The 19,368-nt window shown below is 53.0% G+C and carries 13 protein-coding genes and 6 pseudogenes; 10 read left to right on the forward strand and 9 right to left on the reverse strand.

The features are described from left to right. The coding region (gene tkt, locus ACMZI0_RS16265) for a transketolase (protein ID WP_415673746.1) at positions 1 to 1,480 on the reverse strand (1,480 nt) is incomplete at its 3' end. A 370-nt stretch (positions 1,481 to 1,850) separates the two neighbouring features. Here tkt and ACMZI0_RS16270 point away from each other — a divergent pair. Together ACMZI0_RS16270 and ACMZI0_RS16275 are read left to right on the forward strand one after the other, a co-directional pair. After that, positions 1,851 to 2,591: pseudogene (locus tag ACMZI0_RS16270) on the forward strand (M48 family metalloprotease). 567 nt (positions 2,592 to 3,158) lie between these two features. Beyond that, positions 3,159 to 3,716: pseudogene (locus ACMZI0_RS16275) on the forward strand (helix-turn-helix transcriptional regulator); the annotation flags it as partial. Positions 3,717 to 3,734: 18 nt separating this feature from the next. Here ACMZI0_RS16275 and ACMZI0_RS16280 read toward each other — a convergent pair. Continuing rightward, a pseudogene (locus ACMZI0_RS16280) lies at positions 3,735 to 4,665 on the reverse strand (arginine decarboxylase); the annotation flags it as partial. Positions 4,666 to 5,462: 797 nt separating this feature from the next. Here ACMZI0_RS16280 and metK point away from each other — a divergent pair. The 7 genes and pseudogenes from metK to ruvX all read left to right on the forward strand — a co-directional run bounded on the left by metK (position 5,463) and on the right by ruvX (position 10,969). Then, complete coding sequence (metK, locus tag ACMZI0_RS16285) at positions 5,463 to 6,614, forward strand: methionine adenosyltransferase (RefSeq protein ID WP_415673747.1); 1,152 nt, start codon at positions 5,463 to 5,465, stop codon at positions 6,612 to 6,614. A gap of 97 nt (positions 6,615 to 6,711) precedes the next feature. After that, positions 6,712 to 7,218, forward strand: a complete 507-nt coding sequence (locus tag ACMZI0_RS16290; RefSeq protein ID WP_415673748.1) for a SprT family zinc-dependent metalloprotease — start codon at positions 6,712 to 6,714, stop codon at positions 7,216 to 7,218. Between the two features lie 109 nt (positions 7,219 to 7,327). After that, a complete protein-coding gene (gene endA / locus ACMZI0_RS16295; protein ID WP_415673749.1) occupies positions 7,328 to 8,026 on the forward strand; it encodes a deoxyribonuclease I in 699 nt (232 codons plus the stop codon). A 123-nt stretch (positions 8,027 to 8,149) separates the two neighbouring features. Next, positions 8,150 to 8,886, forward strand: a pseudogene (rsmE, locus tag ACMZI0_RS16300) (16S rRNA (uracil(1498)-N(3))-methyltransferase). Positions 8,887 to 8,898: 12 nt separating this feature from the next. Beyond that, the gene (gshB, locus tag ACMZI0_RS16305; protein ID WP_415673750.1) at positions 8,899 to 9,858 is read left to right on the forward strand and encodes a glutathione synthase; all 960 of its coding nucleotides are present in this window, start codon (positions 8,899 to 8,901) and stop codon (positions 9,856 to 9,858) included. Between the two features lie 119 nt (positions 9,859 to 9,977). Further along, complete coding sequence (locus ACMZI0_RS16310; protein ID WP_415673751.1) at positions 9,978 to 10,541, forward strand: YqgE/AlgH family protein; 564 nt, start codon at positions 9,978 to 9,980, stop codon at positions 10,539 to 10,541. Next, positions 10,541 to 10,969: a Holliday junction resolvase RuvX gene (gene ruvX / locus ACMZI0_RS16315; protein ID WP_415673752.1), complete on the forward strand. Its 429-nt coding sequence runs from the start codon at positions 10,541 to 10,543 to the stop codon at positions 10,967 to 10,969. The genes ACMZI0_RS16310 and ruvX overlap by 1 nt, the downstream gene beginning before the upstream one ends. 50 nt (positions 10,970 to 11,019) lie before the next feature. On the opposite strand, the gene fbp is transcribed toward ruvX, so the two are convergent. Next, positions 11,020 to 12,024 (reverse strand): class 1 fructose-bisphosphatase, encoded by a 1,005-nt coding sequence (fbp, locus tag ACMZI0_RS16320; protein ID WP_415673753.1) that lies wholly within the window; start codon positions 12,022 to 12,024, stop codon positions 11,020 to 11,022. A 166-nt stretch (positions 12,025 to 12,190) separates the two neighbouring features. Between fbp and mpl the strand changes: the two are divergent. After that, positions 12,191 to 13,560: pseudogene (gene mpl, locus ACMZI0_RS16325) on the forward strand (UDP-N-acetylmuramate:L-alanyl-gamma-D-glutamyl-meso-diaminopimelate ligase). An 88-nt stretch (positions 13,561 to 13,648) separates the two neighbouring features. Here mpl and ACMZI0_RS16330 read toward each other — a convergent pair. The 6 genes and pseudogenes from ACMZI0_RS16330 to hfq all read right to left on the reverse strand — a co-directional run bounded on the left by ACMZI0_RS16330 (position 13,649) and on the right by hfq (position 19,311). Further along, the gene (locus ACMZI0_RS16330; RefSeq protein ID WP_415673754.1) at positions 13,649 to 14,947 is read right to left on the reverse strand and encodes an adenylosuccinate synthase; all 1,299 of its coding nucleotides are present in this window, start codon (positions 14,945 to 14,947) and stop codon (positions 13,649 to 13,651) included. A 98-nt stretch (positions 14,948 to 15,045) separates the two neighbouring features. Continuing rightward, a pseudogene (locus ACMZI0_RS16335) lies at positions 15,046 to 15,246 on the reverse strand (DUF2065 domain-containing protein). 79 nt (positions 15,247 to 15,325) lie between these two features. Further along, complete coding sequence (gene hflC, locus ACMZI0_RS16340) at positions 15,326 to 16,315, reverse strand: protease modulator HflC (protein WP_415673755.1); 990 nt, start codon at positions 16,313 to 16,315, stop codon at positions 15,326 to 15,328. A gap of 2 nt (positions 16,316 to 16,317) precedes the next feature. Beyond that, positions 16,318 to 17,565 (reverse strand): FtsH protease activity modulator HflK, encoded by a 1,248-nt coding sequence (hflK, locus tag ACMZI0_RS16345; protein WP_415673756.1) that lies wholly within the window; start codon positions 17,563 to 17,565, stop codon positions 16,318 to 16,320. Between the two features lie 91 nt (positions 17,566 to 17,656). Further along, on the reverse strand, positions 17,657 to 18,937 hold the full coding sequence (gene hflX / locus ACMZI0_RS16350; protein WP_415673757.1) for a ribosome rescue GTPase HflX: 1,281 nt from the start codon (positions 18,935 to 18,937) through the stop codon (positions 17,657 to 17,659). Positions 18,938 to 19,029: 92 nt separating this feature from the next. Then, positions 19,030 to 19,311, reverse strand: coding sequence for an RNA chaperone Hfq (hfq, locus tag ACMZI0_RS16355; RefSeq protein ID WP_415673758.1), 282 nt, complete (start codon positions 19,309 to 19,311; stop codon positions 19,030 to 19,032). Positions 19,312 to 19,368: the final 57 nt, after the last annotated feature.

Genomic DNA, 19,368 nt, shown 5'->3' on the forward strand with positions numbered 1-19,368 from the left:
CCGGACGCCAGGTGTTCATATTCGGCGTCACGCGCAGGCTGGCCAGCTGTTCTACCGGCTGGTGCGTCGGGCCGTCTTCGCCCAGACCGATGGAGTCATGGGTGTAGACGTAGATACTGCGGATTTTCATCAGCGCCGCCATGCGCACCGCGTTACGGGCGTATTCCACAAACATCAGGAAGGTGGCGCTGTACGGCAGGAAGCCGCCGTACAGCGCCAGACCGTTGGCGATGGCGGTCATGCCGAACTCGCGCACCCCGTAGTGGATGTAGTTGCCCGCCGGGTCTTTATCCAGCGAGACCGAGCCGGACCAGATGGTCAGGTTACTCGGTGCCAGGTCGGCAGAGCCGCCGAGGAATTCCGGCAGCAGCTTGCCATAAGCTTCCAGCGTATTCTGCGAGGCCTTGCGGCTGGCGATTTTCGCCGGGTTAGCCTGCAGGTCTTCAATGAATTTCTGGGCATCAGCCTGCCAGTTGGCGGGCAGGTCTCCGACGGTGCGGCGTTTGAATTCGGCAGCCAGTTCCGGATAGGCGTTGGCATAGGCGGCAAACGTCTCGCTCCAGGCGCTCTCTTTTTTGGCCCCGGTAGCTTTGGCATCCCAGGCAGCATAGATATCGGCCGGGATTTCAAACGGCGGGTATTTCCAGCCCAGCTGTTCACGCGAAGCAGCGACTTCAGCGTCACCCAGCGGCGCGCCGTGGGAATCGTGGGTGCCGGCCTTGTTGGGTGAACCGAAACCAATCACGGTTTTGCACATCAGCAGCGACGGTTTGTCCGTGACGGCGTGCGCCTGTTCGATAGCACGGGTGATGGCATCGGCGTCATGGCCGTCCACCCCACGCACCACGTGCCAGCCGTAGGCTTCGAAACGGGCAGCGGTGTCATCGGTAAACCAGCCTTCCACGTGACCGTCAATGGAGATGCCGTTGTCATCATAGAATGCCACCAGTTTGCCCAGCTTCAGGGTACCGGCCAGCGAACACACCTCGTGGGAGATGCCTTCCATCATGCAGCCATCACCCATGAACACGTAGGTGAAGTGGTCAACGATATCGTGGCCCGGGCGGTTGAACTGCGCGGCCAGCGTGCGTTCCGCCAGCGCCATGCCGACCGCATTGGCAATGCCCTGCCCGAGCGGACCGGTGGTGGTTTCCACGCCGTCGGTGTAGCCATACTCCGGATGACCCGGGGTTTTGGAATGCAGCTGGCGGAAGTTTTTCAGCTCGTCAATCGGCAGGTTGTAGCCGGTGAGGTGCAGCAGGCTGTAGATGAGCATGGAGGCGTGACCGTTGGAGAGCACGAAACGGTCGCGGTTGGCCCAGTGCGGGTTAGCCGGGTTGTGATTAAGGTAATCGCGCCACAGGACTTCGGCGATATCTGCCATACCCATGGGTGCGCCCGGGTGACCGGATTTGGCTTTTTGCACGCCATCCATGCTGAGTGCGCGGATTGCGTTGGCAAGTTCTTTACGAGAGGACATGCTTTACTCCAGATCGGATTGAACAGATATCTTGCCAAACATATGTTTAATAATCAATACGTTAGCCAGAAAGACCAAAGAGAGATGACTATAAATGTACATGAAAATGCTGGCGATTGCACATGGAACCATTGGCGAAATAAGAGGATTTCATGGCTATTTTGCGCCAAACAGGATTTTAACTATCATACATGCAAGAAAGCCTGCTAAAAGTGCGAGTGAATTCGCCGTTTTCCGATATTAAGACCATTCACTTTCCTCTATTTTGAAACCGAGTTTCATCATAGTGGTCGATAAAAAGGGACACCTCTTCTGCCTTACCGTAGACAGAACCAGTATGTGCCTGAAAACCATTGAGGAAGATAAGGGTATGAGGATCAGAACACCACTGTTAGCCCTGATGATCGCCAGTCTGTTAAGCGGCTGCCAAAATCTGGATAACAACACCCTGATGCAATCTTGGGTGCAAGCGTTTCAGGCGGCCACACTGAGCGATGCTCAGGTAAAAACGCTCAGCTAACAGTCTTGTGCACAAATGGATAAAGAGGTCAAAATCGCGCCCGCCGACAGCAGCTATACAAAACGGCTGAACAACATCGCCGATGCACTCGGGCACGATATCAATGGCACCCCCGCCAACTATAAGGTGTATCTGACCAAAGAGGTGATGGCCAACGGCTGCATTCGCGTCTATAGCGGGTTAATGGATATCATGACGGACAATGAAGTCGAAGGCGTATTGGGGCATGAAATGGGGCATGTGGCCTTGGGCCATAGCCGTAAGGCGATGCAGGTAGCCTATGCCACCAGCGCGGCCAGTACTGCCGTCGCCTCTGCGGGCGGCGTGGCAACCTCGTTATCACAATCCCAGTTGGCTGATGTGGGAGAACAGCTGGTCAATGCACAATTTTCTCAAACGCAAGAACGTCAGGCCGACGACTACTCTTTCGAGCTGCTAAAACAGCGCGGCAGCAACCCACAGGGGCTAGCCAACAGCTTTGAGAAACTGGCCAAACTGGATGCGGGCCGACAAAGCAGCATGTTTGATTCACACCCTACGGCCGAAGAACGCGCGCAACACATTCGCGATCGTATCGCCGCAGGCAAGTAACCCAACAGACAGCCATTCCCCAGTGGCGTAAAGCACCTATTACGTCGCTGCAATTATCCGCTGCGGATAACTCTTGATATTGTTTATTTTTTCTTAGCAAAAAAACCATTTAATCAACATGGATAATTAATAATAGTGACAGTATCCTCTTTGACAACGCGTTACATAAAGGATTGTCATCTCCATCAATATCCGTAAAATTATAAAAATAAATAAAAGTAATTAATAATAAAAATCCAACCAACTAAATAGATTAATTATTGCATTGAGACCTATTAATGCAATGGCGTAAACCACTGTATTTTAAATACATTACATTTTTTAATAGGAAAATTTCCTAAATTTGATATGATAACCAATGAAAACTTGTAAAAATTTATCAATTTTATCATTGAGATAGGTTAATTAATTCCTTCAGCCCTATTTTTGAGGAAGTGGATTCGTAAAACAGACGAATATTTCAAATTATTTCACAGTGATTTTGGATAACCTAACCCGACGAGCACAATATTGACAACAATATTTGAGATATGTTTTTTTTAAATAAACTCATAAAGTCAAAACACCATGGATGTGAGAATTTTTAGCAAATGCAACTTTACGCTTGTCGGCTTACGTGAGATTTTTTCATGTATCCCTTCGCTGCATGTAAAGTCCGCTAACCGATTTACATTGATACCCCAGGGAAGAAAAAAATGCATTTTTATCATCGATGGTGCGAGTGAAGGCTTCGAGGAATACTACGCATCAATAAAATGTCACTTTTATGACATTGTTTCCGTTTTCATCATTATCAACAATTCAAACCACGAGCCGGTCTGCATTGATGAAAAGACCGTGCTTATTCCTAAATCGACACCCACCCGTTACTTTTCTAACATAATGAATATAGAAGAGATCCATGAACGTAGTGCTGCTCAGCCCGTCAAACTTTCCAAATCCGAACATGCCGTATTTCAGTACTGGAGTGAGGGCTATTCGCCGGAGGTGATAGCGGAAAGGGTGGGTATCAATAAAAAGTCTGTACTCAACAGCAAAGCGAGATTGTTAAACAAATATGGCGTTCACGACAAAAATTCCCTGCTGCTGATCGCCACTATCCTGTTTAAACGAAAAGTCATCAAACTTGGAGAAGGCAGCGCAAATGCCCCAAATCACGTTATTGGCGTATTCGTTCAGGCCATAGTTCACGGAGCAGTCGGATTGAGAACGGGTTCCCTAATAGTCCACGCCCAACCCACCGCCGACGTCGAAGCACTGAATGTTGACGCCCAGCTTGTGCAGTTCGACATAGAAACGGGCGGACTCACGCACGCCAGTTGCAGAACCTGCACGGCCGCCGCCCAAACTTGGATTTTTCACCGCCGCTGGATTGCCACTTGCCCGACCCCTGTGAGGCCAGACGGGCACGCACGCCGAGGCGTGGTATCACATTGAGCTGTTCGGCTTCTTCCAGCACCAGTTTTATCTCGGACATCTTCTCGATGACCAGATACACCTTGTGCCCCAATTTTTCGCCAATCAGCGCCAGACGGATGTACTCGCGATCCTTGTAACCGTTACACACGATCACGGTACGCGTCATACCCGCATGACCCAGCACCGCCATCAGCTCGGCTTTTGAACCCGCCTCCAGCCCCAAAGGCTCACCCGAATTCACCAGCGATTCAATCACGCGCCGATGCTGGTTAACCTTGATGGGATACACCAGGAAATAGCCGCCCTCATAGCCAAAGGACTCACGCACCCGGCGAAACGCGGCGTTGATGGAACGCAAACGGTGTTGCAGGATTTGCGGAAAACAAAACAGCGCAGGCAAACGCTGATTGTCCTGCTGCGTCTCTTTCACCAGCTGCGCCAGATCGACACGGGCTTCCGGCACGTCCGGATCCGGACAAACGCTGATATGCCCCAACTCGTTCACGTCGTAATAGTTGTTGCCCCACCAGGCAATGTTGTACGTCCGTAGCATCTCGCTGGCATGGCGGTCATTCATGGCCACCTCTTGCATAGAGCGCAAATATTCACGTTTACCCGTCGCTGACGAGCCATTTTCAATCATATCGTCAGACATAACGAACCTCTTCTTCCATTCCACTCATCTCCACTCATCACATCACTACCTGTCCCAAAACGCTGCGTCTCTACCATCCGCGTTGATGGCGACAGCGGTGAAAAAACTGGCTGCATGAAGTATGCCGCCGTTATGTGACTTTTATTAGTGTAGTAAAACACGCTATCAGACTCCGTCGCACCCGCGAGAGAAAACGTAACAATCCGTGCCTGCGCAACAGAAGCGACAGCACACGACGTTGGGTTACAGACCTAAAAAAATAGAAAGACAACGCACGCAAACGCGGCAAAACACCCAGAACACGGGCGTATCAGCCTGCCCGGGAGTCCTGCGTTAAGCTCATGGACACGCGACTTCGGGAAACAGCAGAGTGGGAAGAAAAAAAGAAAGGCTGAGTATTTGACGCCGATACGTCAAAAGAAACCTGTTGCGAATGCAACGGACTCGGCAAACCATGGATCATTAAGCCTATCACCTCCGTGCCGCCGCAAAGATTGCGGTCAGGCTATGGGTCAAAACAGGGAACGTGAACACATTCCGCTACGCTTTACGGAGCACTGCAACCGCTCGCCGTTTATACCGGTATGTGGGGGGAAAAGCAAAATGAAAATCACTTTTCAGCCGACTAAACAGAAAAAAACGGCAATACAAAATTCCGATGATAGAAGTTCTGAAACAAAAAACCGCTGGTAATCCGTCCGACAAGTGACCTAGAATAGCCATCCAGATGTTAATCCATCTATACTATTTGACTGACACACCTCTACTACAGCATTGCTTTGAAGGTATAAAAACGCATGGCTAAACACCTTTTTACGTCGGAATCCGTTTCTGAAGGGCATCCGGACAAGATTGCAGACCAGATCTCTGATGCGGTTCTTGACGCCATTTTGGAACAAGACCCCAAGGCGCGTGTCGCCTGTGAGACTTACGTGAAAACCGGTATGGTGTTAGTGGGCGGTGAGATCACCACCAGCGCCTGGGTGGATATTGAGGAGATCACACGCCGCACCGTGCGTGAGATTGGTTACGTTAACTCCGAAATGGGGTTTGATGCCAACTCCTGCGCAGTGTTAAGCGCCATCGGCAAACAGTCGCCTGACATCAATCAGGGCGTCGATCGCAGCGATCCGCTGGAACAAGGCGCTGGCGACCAGGGCCTGATGTTTGGCTATGCCACCAATGAAACAGATGTGCTGATGCCAACCCCCATCACCTACGCTCACCGTTTGGTGCAGCGTCAGGCTGAAGTACGCAAGAATGGCACGCTACCGTGGCTGCGTCCGGATGCAAAAAGCCAGGTCACCTTCCAGTATGACGACGGCAAGATCGTCGGTATTGACGCGGTCGTCCTGTCAACGCAGCACGCAGAAGATTTTGCGCAAAGCGATTTGCATGAAGCTGTGATGGAAGAGATCATCAAACCGGTTCTGCCCTCTGAATGGCTCTCCGCCACCACCAAATTCTTTATCAACCCGACAGGCCGTTTCGTTATCGGTGGCCCTATGGGTGACTGCGGTTTGACCGGTCGCAAGATTATCGTGGATACCTACGGCGGCGCAGCGCGCCACGGCGGCGGCGCGTTCTCTGGTAAAGACCCGTCCAAGATTGACCGTTCAGCTGCCTACGCTGCACGTTACGTGGCGAAGAACATTGTCGCTGCGGGTTTGGCCGATCGCTGTGAGATTCAGGTTTCCTACGCCATCGGCGTGGCTGAACCGACCTCAATCATGATCGAAACCTTTGGCACAGAAAAAATCCCGGCAGAGCACCTCACTCAACTGGTACGCGAGTTCTTCGATCTGCGTCCTTACGGGTTGATCCAGATGCTCGATCTGCTGCACCCGATCTATCAGGAAACTGCCGCTTACGGTCACTTTGGTCGTGAGCACCTCCCGTGGGAAAAAATCGACAAGGCCGCACAGCTGCGCGCAGCAGCCGGTCTGTAAACACCACAGGACGTTCTTCTCCGGCCTTTGGCTGGAGAGGAATCCCCCTTCAGCATTTCAGTTGCATCCGATTTTTTCGCGATCTATCCTCCCAGCCATGAACACGCCTCGCATTCCCACCGCGCTCCATCAAGCTGTCATGCACTGTCTGCGTGAGCGGCTCCTGTTAGCCAATCAAGCCTTAGGCAGTCAGTACCCGGAGCCCGGTGTCAGTTATCAGCAGCGCGGCGCAACCGCGGGGACAGCCTGGTTGCAGCAATGGGAAATCCGTCTGAATCCGGTACTGCTGCTGGAAAATCGACGCGCTTTCATCGATGAGGTGGTGCCCCACGAACTGGCTCATCTGCTGGTGTATGCCCGATTCGGCCGCGTCGCTCCCCACGGCAAAGAATGGCGCTGGATGATGGAGCAGATTCTGCAAACCCCGGCCAGACGCACGCACCGCTTCGCCACTGCATCGGTGCAAGGCAAAACCTATCCTTACCGTTGCGCCTGCCAGCAACACCAATTGAGCGTACGCCGCCACTACCGCGCCCAACGCAGCGATGCCACCTATCGCTGCCTGAAGTGCGGTAAGCCGCTAGAGTTTGACGCGACGGCTTAACACTAAACGTTTTCCCTTTGCCTTGTGATAAAAACGCACAGTATCCATTTGCGCGACGCGCTAACATTCGCTACTCTGTGCGTTTTACGCCAGTGGGTAGAGTTGGAATATGCTTCGCAACATTCTTGTGATTTCTGCGCTGAGTGGCGCACTGTTTTCGGCGTTTGCCGCAGCGCAAACCATCAACAATTTCACTCAGGCCAAAGCTGTTGCCGCACGCATTCATCAGGATGCACCAGGCACCTTCTATTGCGGATGCCGTATCTCCTGGAAAGGCAAAAAAGGCACCCCCGATCTCACCTCCTGCGGTTATACCGTGCGCAAAAACTCCGATCGCGCGCAGCGTATTGAGTGGGAACACGTAGTACCCACCTGGCAATTCGGCCATCAACATCAATGCTGGCAAGAAGGCGGCAGAAAGAACTGTACCCGCGATGAGGTTTATCGCGAAATGGAAACCGATTTGCACAATCTGCAACCTAGTATTGGCGAGGTCAATGGCGATCGCGGTAACTTCATGTATGGTCAGTGGAACGGAGGCGAAGGCCAGTACGGTCAATGCGCGATGAAGATTGATTTCAAAAACAAACTGGCAGAGCCGCCAGAGCAAGCGCGTGGTGCCATCGCCCGGACCTATTTTTATATGCGAGACCGCTACCAGCTACGGCTTTCCAGCCGGCAAACCCAGCTGTTTACCACGTGGGACAAGCGCTATCCCGTCACCCCTTGGGAGTGCACCCGCGACCAGCGTATTGCCGAGCAGCAGGGGAATCATAATCCTTACGTTCAGCAGGCTTGCCAGCGCTAGTTCCACTACCTACTATAGAGCGTTCAACCAGCGCCGCTGACCACGACATTTGCCGCGGCGGCACCGTAGAAAACATCGCCGCCAAACACGCGCTTGTGAACCACAAAAGGCCAAGATAGACCTATGCGAATACCGTGTATTCCCCCCCCCCCCGAGACACTACCGCTCACGGGGGGGGGTGACATCGAATTGAGCGAGGATGCAGCCAATCATGTGGGCCGCGTGCTACGCATGAATCCGGGCGAGGCGTTGCAGCTTTTTGACGGCAGCAACCATGTTTTTTCAGCCGAAATCCTGTCGGTCAGTAAAAAACAGGTTCTCGTCCGCGCGCAACAAGGCGTTTGGGAGGACAAAGAGTCACCGCTCCATCTGCACCTCGGTCAGGTGATGTCGCGGGGAAAAAAGATGGAGTTCACCGTGCAAAAATCCATTGAACTCGGTGTTAATGTCATCACGCCGCTGTTTTCTGAACGTTGCAGCGTAAAATTGGACGGTGAGCGACTGGAGAAAAAAATCGCCATCGCCGCCTGTGAACAGTGTGACCGAAATCGGATTCCTGGAATCCGACCCGCCATGACGCTGGAGGCCTGGTGCTTCGAGCACGAAGAAGCACAAAAACTGAATTTGCACCCGCGCGCAACGCACAGCATCAATACGCTGCCGGCACCGCTCACGCGCGTCCGGCTGCTCATTGGCCCCGAAGGGGACTGTCTGCCGATGAGATCGCCATGACGGCCCAGCACCACTTCACTGACATCCTGTTGGGGCCGCGCGTTTTACGTACTGAAGTTTTACGTACTGAAACGACCGCACTTACCGCCATTACCGCCTTACAGGTGCGTTTCGGCGATGTGGGGTAAAGGAGAAAAACCATGATCAAGCTCGGCATCGTGATGGATCCTATCGACTCCATCAACATCAAGAAAGACACTAGCTTTGCCATGCTGCTGGAAGCACAATGCCGTGGTTATGAGCTGCATTACATGGAGATGAACGACCTTTATCTTCATGCTGGTGAAGCCCGCGCCACTACGCGTAGCCTCAGCGTACAGTACGACTATGAGGGCTGGTACGATTTTCACGGCGAACAGGACATCGCCCTGCACGAACTGGATGCGGTCCTGATGCGCAAGGATCCGCCGTTCGACACCGAATTCATCTATGCCACCTATATACTGGAGCGGGCAGAAGAAAAAGGCACGCTGATCGTCAACAAACCACAAAGCCTGCGCGACTGTAACGAAAAGCTGTTTACCGCCTGGTTCCTGCACCTGACGCCGGATACACTGGTCACGCGCCGCGCAGACAAGCTGCGTCAGTTCCACCAGCAGCATGGTGATGTGATCCTCAAACCGCTGGATGGCATGGGCGGCGCATCAATTTTTCGTCTGAAACAGGATGACGCCAACGTATCGGTCATCATCGAAACGCTGACTGAACACGGCCAGCGCTACTGCATGGCGCAAAACTACCTGCCCGCCATCAAAGACGGTGACAAACGTATTCTGGTGGTGGACGGCGAGCCAGTGCCCTATTGCCTGGCGCGCATCCCGAAAAGCGGAGAAACGCGCGGTAATCTGGCCGCGGGTGGACGTGGTGAAGCGCGACCGCTGACGGAAAGCGACTGGGAAATTGCTCGCGCCGTGGCTCCTACGTTGAAACAGAAAGGGCTGATTTTTGTCGGCCTTGACGTCATCGGTGATCGACTGACAGAGATCAACGTGACCAGCCCCACTTGCATGCGGGAAATCGAAGCCGCCTTTCCTGACGTTTCCATCACCGGTATGTTGATGGATGCCATTGAGCGCCGCCTGGCAGATCGCCAGCGTTAATGTACTTCGCGTTAAGGTATCCTGTATTACAGTGCCCAGCATGACGGATACCCACCGATACCAGCCCGTGGTAACACGGGCTTATCCTTTCCCCTGACAAGAGCGAATAACCACGCACAATGAATTCACAGCATCATTTTCTTATCGCCATGCCAGCCGTTCAGGACCCGGTTTTCAAACGCTCCCTCGTCTATATTTTCGAGCACAATGAAGAAGGCGCGATGGGGCTGATTGTCAACAAACCGATGGATCAGTTCTCGGTGGAAGATATCCTGAGCAAACTGCATATCGAGCCGACACCGCGCGGCACCGATATTCGCCTGGATAAACCGATATTTTCCGGTGGCCCATTGGCGGACGATCGCGGCTTTATTCTGCACACGCCGCAATCGGGTTTTGGCTCCAGCATCAGTATCTCCAGCGATGTCATGGTTACGACGTCAAAAGATGTGCTGGAAACGCTGGGCACGCCGACACAGCCACGAGAAACGCTGGTTGCTCTGGGCTATTCAGGCTGGAAACAAGGGCAATTGGAAAGTGAACTGCTGGAAAACGTTTGGCTTACCACGCCCGCTGAAGCCGATATTCTGTTTCATACGCCGATTGCAGAGCGTTGGCGAATGGCGGCCAAGAGAATCGGTATCGATATCCACAATATCGTGACAGATGCGGGGCATGCCTGATGGCGAACCGAACCCTCATTGCCTTTGATTTTGGCACCAAAAGTATTGGCGTGACCATCGGCCAAGAGGTCACTGGCACCGCGCGACCGCTTACGGCGTTCAAAGCGCAGGACGGTGTGCCTGACTGGAGCAAGGTAGAAAAAATGCTCAACGAGTGGCAGCCTGATTTAATCGTGGTGGGATTGCCGCTAAACATGGACGGCACCGAGCAGCCGCTGACCGCGAGAGCGCGCAAGTTCGCCAACCGCTTGCATGGCCGTTTCGGCAAGCCGGTAGAGCTACAGGATGAACGGCTGAGCACCGTAGAGGCACGGGCAGATCTGTTTGAACGCGGTGGGTTTCGCGCGCTGGATAAAGGCCAAGTAGATGCCACCTCGGCCGTCATTATTCTGGAAAGCTGGTTCAGTCGTCAAACGCCGGGGCAGTAAAGGTATACCCTGTACCTCTCAGCGGCGTTCGTCGTTCGCGCAAACCGTTGCTATTCGTCCGGATACTCAGCGATGAAACGTTCCACATCGTTCACCATAGACTCGGTGCCGACAAAGAACGGACAACGCTGGTGCAATTTTTCCGGCGTAATGTCGAGAATACGACGCGCGCCATCGCTCGCTTTACCGCCTGCCTGTTCCGCCAAAAACGCCATCGGGTTGCATTCGTAAAGCAGACGCAGTTTACCTTTCGGATAGCTCGCGGCGCTCGGGTACAGGTAGATGCCGCCTTTTAGCAGGTTACGGTGAAAATCTGCGACCAGCGAGCCGATATAGCGTGAGGTGTAAGGACGCTGCGTTGCTTCATCCTGTTCCTGACAGTACTTGATATACTTCTTCACACTCTGAGGGAATTTGATGTAGTTCCCTTCGTTAATCGAGTACATGTTCCCTTTTTCCGGGAAATGCACACGCTCGTGCGACAAACAGAAAACGCCAAGGGAAGGATCGTAGGTAAAGGCATGAACGCCGTGCCCAGTGGTGTAGACCAGCATGGTAGAGGAGCCGTATACGATATAACCTGCCGCGACCTGCTTGTTACCCGGTTGCAGGAAATCCGCTTCCGTTACCGGCGTACCCAGTGGGGTAATACGACGATAAATGGAGAAGATGGTCCCAACAGAAACGTTAACATCAATGTTGGAAGAGCCATCCAGCGGATCCATCAACACCACATATTTGGCATTCAGGCCACGGTCGCCTTCAAAAATGACGATCTCATCTTCTTCTTCGGAGGCAATCCCTGCTACTTCACCACGCGCTTTCAGTGCCGCTTTCAGTTTTTCATTGGCATACAGATCCAACTTCATCTGCACTTCGCCCTGAACGTTCGACACGCCACTGGTTCCGAGAATATCAACCAGCCCAGCTTTGTTGATATCACGATGAATAATTTTGGCGCCCAGCTTGTGTGCGGACAACAGCGCGGTCAGTTCACCGGTTGCGTGAGAGAAATCGTGCTGTTTTTCGACGATAAATTCGCCTAACGTTTTCATAACACTATTCCAGAATCTACGAATGAAAAGCGGTTTCAATTTTTACCGCTCATGTTTGCGCATGCAGTGTAGCCCAAACAGAAAGCCGCACCTAGTCAAATCCATTTCTTATGCGTAATCCAGGCGCTAGAATACGCGAAGACATTCAGGAATCGATGGAAAATCTATGCGTATTCATATTGTTGGCATCTGTGGCACCTTTATGGGCGGTCTGGCACTGCTCGCTCACTGGGACATGATGTTACCGGTTCGGATGCCAACGTCTATCCTCCGATGAGCACGTTGCTGGAAGAACAAGGCATCAGCCTCATTCAAGGATACGATCCGGCGCAGCTGGATCCGGCTCCCGATCTGGTTATTATTGGCAACGCCATGAGCCGCGGCAATCCCTGCATTGAGGCCGTGTTAGAAAAAAATATCCCCTATGTCTTGGGCCACAGTGGCTGCACGACGCCGTACTGCGAGAGCGCTGGGTGATTGCCGTTGCAGGCACCCACGGGAAAACCACTACCGCAGGTATGGTGACCTGGATTCTGAAAGCCTGCGGCTATGAACCTGGGTTCGTGATCGGCGGTGTCCCCGGCAATTTCACCGTTTCTGCCCGATTGGGCGGCGGCACCTTTATGGTAGTGGAAGCGGATGAATATGACTGTGCGTTATTTGACAAACGTTCAAAATTCGTGCACTACGCGCCGCGCACGCTGATCCTGAATAACCTTGAATTCGATCATGCGGATATTTTTGACGATCTGAAAGCCATTCAAAAACAGTTCCACCATCTGGTTCGCCTGGTGCCGGGAACGGGCAAAATCATATTGCCGGACAACGACCTGCATCTTAAACAGGTGATGGGGATGGGCTGTTGGAGCGAGCAGGAACTGGTTGGCGACGATGGTGCCTGGAAAGCGAAAAAAGTCACGACCGATACCAGTGAATTTCAGGTTTATCTGAACGATGAATGGGTCGGTGAAGTGCGCTGGAAGCTGGTGGGCGAGCACAACATGCATAACGCGTTGATGGCCATCGCGGCGGCGCGCCATGTGGGTGTGCCTGCGGAAGAAGCCTGCCGTGCGCTAGGCGGGTTTATTAATGCGCGTCGTCGCCTTGAACTGCGCGGTACCGCCAACAACATCAGCGTCTATGACGATTTTGCTCACCACCCTACGGCAATTCTTGCCACGCTGGCCGCATTACGCAGCAAAGTAGGCAGAACAGCACGTATTCTGGCCGTGCTGGAGCGAGCCACGCTCTAACACCATGAAAATGGGCGTCAGCAAGAACGAACTGGCCCCGTCGTTAGGACGTGCAGATGAAGTGTTTCTGTTCCAACCGCAGCACATTCCGTGGCAAGTCGCTGAAGTGGCTGATGCCTGCGTGCAGCCCGCTCACTGGAGCGCGGACATCGACACACTGGTAGAGATGATCGCCAAAACCGCCCAACCGGGAGATCATATTCTGGTGATGAGTAACGGCGGATTCGGAAATATTCACAACACGGGCCGCGTTGGAGAAGAAAGCGGCATCCGCGCAGGATGAAAATACCGCGCTGTAAAGCGAATGCCAAAGACAAAAAAGGACGGTTTCCCGTCCTTTTTTCGTTTAAGCGCTTAATGCAGTGTCAGTATTACGCATCAAACGGATCGCGTAGGATCATGGTTTCGCTGCGGTCAGGCCCCGTGGAGATGATATCAACCGGAACGCCGGTAACTTCTTCCACGCGCTTGATGTAGTTCAGCGCAGCCTGCGGCAGTTTGCTGTGCTCTTTCACACCGAAGGTGCTTTCCGTCCAGCCTGGCAGGGTTTCATAGATAGGCTCAATGCCTTCCCAGCCTTCAGCCGCCAGCGGAGTCACATCCACTTCGTCACCATTAGGCATACGGTAGCTGACACAGATCTTCACTTCTTTCAGGCCGTCCAGCATGTCCAGTTTGGTCATGCAGAAACCTGACAAGGAGTTGATCTGTACTGCGCGACGCACAGCCACCGCATCCAGCCAACCGGTACGGCGACGACGGCCCGTCGTTGCGCCAAACTCATTGCCTTTCTGCGACAGATGTTCACCGACATCATCAAACAGCTCGGTGGGGAACGGACCAGCACCGACACGGGTAGAGTAAGCCTTGACGATACCCAGCACGTAATCCACGTAACGCGGCCCCAGACCAGAACCGGTAGCCACACCACCCGCCGTAGTGTTAGAGGAAGTTACGTACGGGTAGGTACCGTGGTCAATATCCAGCAGCGTGCCTTGCGCGCCTTCAAACATCACCAGATCGCCACGCTGATGCGCTTTGAACAACAGATCGGAGACGTCTACCACCATCGCCGTCAGAATGTCGGCAATCGCCAGCACCTCATCCAGCACTTTCTGATAGTCCACCGCTTCCACTTTGTAATAGTTAACCAGTTGGAAGTTGTGGTACTCGACGATCTCTTTCAGCTTAACGGCAAACGCCTGCTTATCGAACAGATCGCTTACGCGCAGACCACGACGCGCCACTTTATCTTCATACGCCGGGCCAATACCGAGACCGGTAGTACCGATAGCTTTCGCGCCACGCGCTTTTTCGCGCGCGTTATCTAACGCGACGTGATAAGGAAGAATCAGCGGACAAGCTTCAGAAAGCAGCAGACGCTCGCGTACCGGAACACCGCGCGCTTCCAATGCGGTCATCTCTTTCATCAGCGCATCAGGCGCCAGTACAACACCGTTACCGATGATGCTGACAACGTTTTCACGCAGAATGCCAGAGGGAATTAAGTGAAGGACGGTTTTTTCACCGTTGATAACCAGAGTGTGACCAGCATTGTGACCACCCTGGTAGCGCACAACATACTTAGCCCGTTCAGTCAGCAGGTCAACGACCTTGCCTTTACCTTCGTCACCCCATTGGGTGCCCAGTACGACGACGTTCTTACCCATTTCAAGAATCACCAGGTTGCTTAAAAATGGATTCTACCATCTCATTTGGATGCTTTCAGTACTTTTAGCATACGTTTGCGCACATTTTTTGATGCAATTTAGCTTCCTGTCCGATGACGCAACATGTAGTAAATCACGATGCCGGCAACCACTAATCCGCTGCCAAAACGGCGCAAAATAGTGTCTGGCTGCTACGCCATCGCCAGAATCATACGACGCCAAATACGTGGAAACAGCAGTGGCCCCAGCCCTTCAACAATCAAGACAAGGCCCAGCGCCAGCCAAATGGTGATACTCATACCCACTCCGATGGAAAATTTTGCCATTAAAAAAGCCCGTATAATCATACGGGCTTGTGGTAGATAACGTTAACGATGATTAGCGAGCAAGCGAAGTCGCTGGCGAACGCATATAGCGGAAGAAGTCACTATCCGGGCTAAGCGCCATCACGTCCTGATTGTCGTTGAAGCTGGCTTCATACGCACGCAGGCTACGAATAAAGGCGTAAAAGTTCGGATCTTCACTAAACGCGTTGGCAAACAGTTTAGTCGTTTCAGCATCCCCTTCACCGCGCATGATCAGCGCTTCACGTTCCGCTTCAGCCAGTGTGCGGGTAACCAGATAATCCGCCACGGCTTTCAGTTTCTCAGCCTGCTCCTGACCTTGAGAACGGTGACGGCGGGCAACCGCTTCACGCTCTGCACGCATACGGGCAAAGATCGCGTCCGACACTTCGGTCGGCAGGTTGATCTGCTTGATACACACGTCGATCACTTCGATCCCCAACGCAGCCATACTGTTCGGGTTGACGCGCGGCTGGTCGCCTTTGGTTTCCTGCTCGACGCGCGCTGCCGCAGAGGCAATGGCGCTATCGGCTTCGGTCGTTTCCCCGGAACCGGTGTTCAACGCGTCACGCACATCCAGCATCAGTCGACCACGGGAATCCGTTACGATACCACGCACGTCCAAGCGGCCAATTTCAGAACGCAAACGGTCACTGAATTTACGTTTAAGCAACACTTCTGCCTGAGAGATGTCCCCACCGCCTGTCGCCAGGTAGTAACGGCTGAAATCGCTGATACGCCATTTGATGTAAGAATCCACAATCAGGTCTTTCTGCTCCGAGGTGATGAAGCGATCGGCCTGATTTTCCATGGTCTGAATACGCGCATCCAACATCTTCACGGTGTCGATAAACGGCACTTTGAACTGCAAACCCGGTGAGTAGATAACCGGTTTGTTCTCGTCATCGCGCAATACTTTGCCAAAGCGCATGACGATCCCGCGCTGACCTTCCTGCACGACAAACACTGAGGCATAAAGCGACATCAGCACCAGGACGAGGATAAAAACGATAGACTTACGCATTATTATTCTCTCCCAAAATCACGCTGCGCGTTTGCGCGACGCTGGTCCATGATGGTCCCGCCTGTGCTGGTACGGGTTTGTCCGGAAGTGGCACTGGTATTATTTGGTGCTGCTGGTAAACGCATCGACGCCGCTGTGGTATTGCTGGCGGTGTTACCGCTGGTATTACCCACCTGGCCACGCATCAGTTGATCCAGCGGCAGTACCATCAGGCTATTGCCTTTGTCATTAACCAACACTTTTCGGGTGTGACCCAGTACGCGCTCCATGCTTTCGATATAGAGACGCTCGCGGGTGATTTCTGGTGCGGCTTTATACTCCGGCAGAATCTTGGCAAAGCGAGCCACTTCACCCTGTGCTTCAAGCGTGACGCGAGCACGATAAGCACGCGCTTCTTCCAGTACGCGCTGTGCCTGACCATTGGCACGCGGCTGCACTTCGTTGGCGTAAGCTTCTGCTTCACGAATGTATTGCTGCTCGTTTTCACGTGCTGCAATGGCATCATCAAATGCCGCTTTCACTTCCTCTGGCGGACGCGCCGTCTGGAAGTTGACGTCCAACAGGGTCAACCCCATGTTGTAAGGGCGAATGGTTTCTTCCAATACGCGTTGCGTGTCAGTACGCACGATGGAGCGCCCCTCAGTGAGGATTTTATCCATGGTGTATTTACCGATAACACCACGCAGGGCGCTGTCGGTAGCCTGACGCAGACTGTCATCGGCATTGGTCACGCTAAACAGATAACGTTCCGGCTCAGTCACACGATACTGAACGTTCATCTCCACACGCACCACGTTTTCATCCGACGTCAACATCACGCCCGATGTCGCCAATTCACGCACCGATTCCACGTTTACCGCACGAACAGAGTCGATAAAAGTTGGCTTCCAGTTCAGACCCGGACCTACTAGGTGGCTGAACTTACCAAAGCGTGTCACCACGCCGCGCTCTGCTTCTCGGATGGTATAAAAGCCGCTCGCAGCCCAAATCACGACTGCCGCCACGGCGACAATACCGATGACCCGGCCACCCAAGCCGCCACCAGAGGTGCCGCTGCCGTTGCCTGAATTTCTGCTTCCGCCCAGTTCGCCCAGCTTTTTGCTCAGCTTGCGGAAGATATCATCCAGATCGGGAGGACCTTGATCCCGGCCGCCTTTATTATTGTTTCCGCCAGAGTTGCCGCCTTGATTATTGCTGCTCCCCCACGGGTCGCGGTCCTGTCCGTTATTACCGGGCTGATTCCACGCCATGTTTTAGCTCCATTCTTTTATGATTGGTGTTCTTCAGGTTCAATATCCCAGAGTCCGCCGAACTATTCTGGTATCAACCGCAATGCTGATGTCAAACCACATAATCCGCGAGTTCTTGCTCTTGTTTGCAAAGACGACGCCAGTCCACCATCGGCATACGCACGATAAGACCCACGCGACCGTCTTCCTCAATCCATTCTTTTTCTATTGCCTGAAGCTGGTAAAAACGACCACGAAGGCGTCCTGCCTGCGAAGGAAGGCTCAGGGAATAATGTGCGATGTCCCCTGACAACCGCTCCGTCAATGCCTGAAATAACAATGAAATCCCGTCACCCGTCTGGGCAGAAAGCCATACCCTGACCGGCACATTCTCTTCGTTGCGATCGATACGCGGAACGAAACCGTCCAGCATGTCGATTTTGTTCATCACGAGCAAAACAGGAATCTCATCAGCTTCGATCTCTGCCAACACATCGTTTACCGCCGCAATATTCTCGTCGATACGAGGATCGGCAGCATCCACTAAGTGCAACAGCAAAGACGCCTGACGCGTTTCCTGCAATGTCGCTTTAAACGCCGCCACCAAATCGTGCGGCAAGTGACGAATAAAGCCCACGGTGTCGGCCAACACCGTATCGCCCACGTCCGCAACGTTAATACGTCGCAACGTGGGATCCAACGTAGCAAACAGCTGATCGGCAGCATAGACGCCTGTCGCTGTCATTTCGTTAAACAGGGTGGATTTTCCGGCGTTGGTGTAGCCCACCAGAGCAACCGTAGGCACATCCGCGCGCGTTCTGGCGCGACGACCTTGTTCACGCTGCTTCTCCACGCGCTCAAGACGAGACAGGATTTGGCTGATACGGTTACGCAACAAGCGACGGTCGGTTTCGAGCTGGGTTTCACCCGGTCCACGCAGGCCAATCCCCCCTTTCTGACGTTCAAGGTGCGTCCATCCCCTCACCAATCGCGTGGCAAGGTGACGCAACTGCGCCAGTTCAACCTGCAATTTCCCCTCGTGAGTACGCACACGCTGGGCAAAAATATCCAGAATCAATCCGGTTCTGTCGATAACACGGCATTCGCACAAACGCTCAAGGTTACATTCCTGAGCAGGCGTCAGCGCATGGTTAAACAACACAACAAAAGCGTCGGTGGCTTTCACCGCCTGCGCAATTTCTTCAGCCTTGCCTTCACCCACAAAATACTTGGAGTGCGGTGCCTTGCGGCTACCGGTGATCACCTGCAATGACTCGATACCGGCGGAGGAAACCAGAGATTCAAACTCCAGCAAATCGTCCGTATCTTTGTCTTGCGAGAAATAAATATGAACCAATACGGCCCGTTCACCGGCTTCATAACGGTCAAACAAACGTGCGACCTCTCAAACAAACGAAAAACACCCTGGTGGAAAGCGCTAGCGATGTGTACAGACTCCCCACCGGGGTGAAAGCGCAATACGCGTTATTCCGCGTCATCACTTTCCTGCGCCGACGACTGCTGATTTGCAGACGAACCACCATGGTAGTTGCTGTGATGAGAAACCGGACGAGACGGCACCACGGTGGAGATAGCATGCTTATACACCATCTGGCTAACCGTGTTTTTCAACAAGATAACGAACTGATCGAAAGACTCGATCTGGCCCTGCAACTTGATACCATTCACCAAATAAATAGAAACCGGAACACGTTCGCGACGCAGCGCGTTCAGGAACGGGTCTTGCAAAGATTGCCCCTTAGCCATTCTATATTTTCCTTATTTGCTTGTTGTTTGTAACAAAGAACCCCAAGGCTCTAAAAT

The organism is Symbiopectobacterium sp. (assembly GCF_047692315.1).
Lineage (GTDB): Bacteria > Pseudomonadota > Gammaproteobacteria > Enterobacterales > Enterobacteriaceae > Symbiopectobacterium.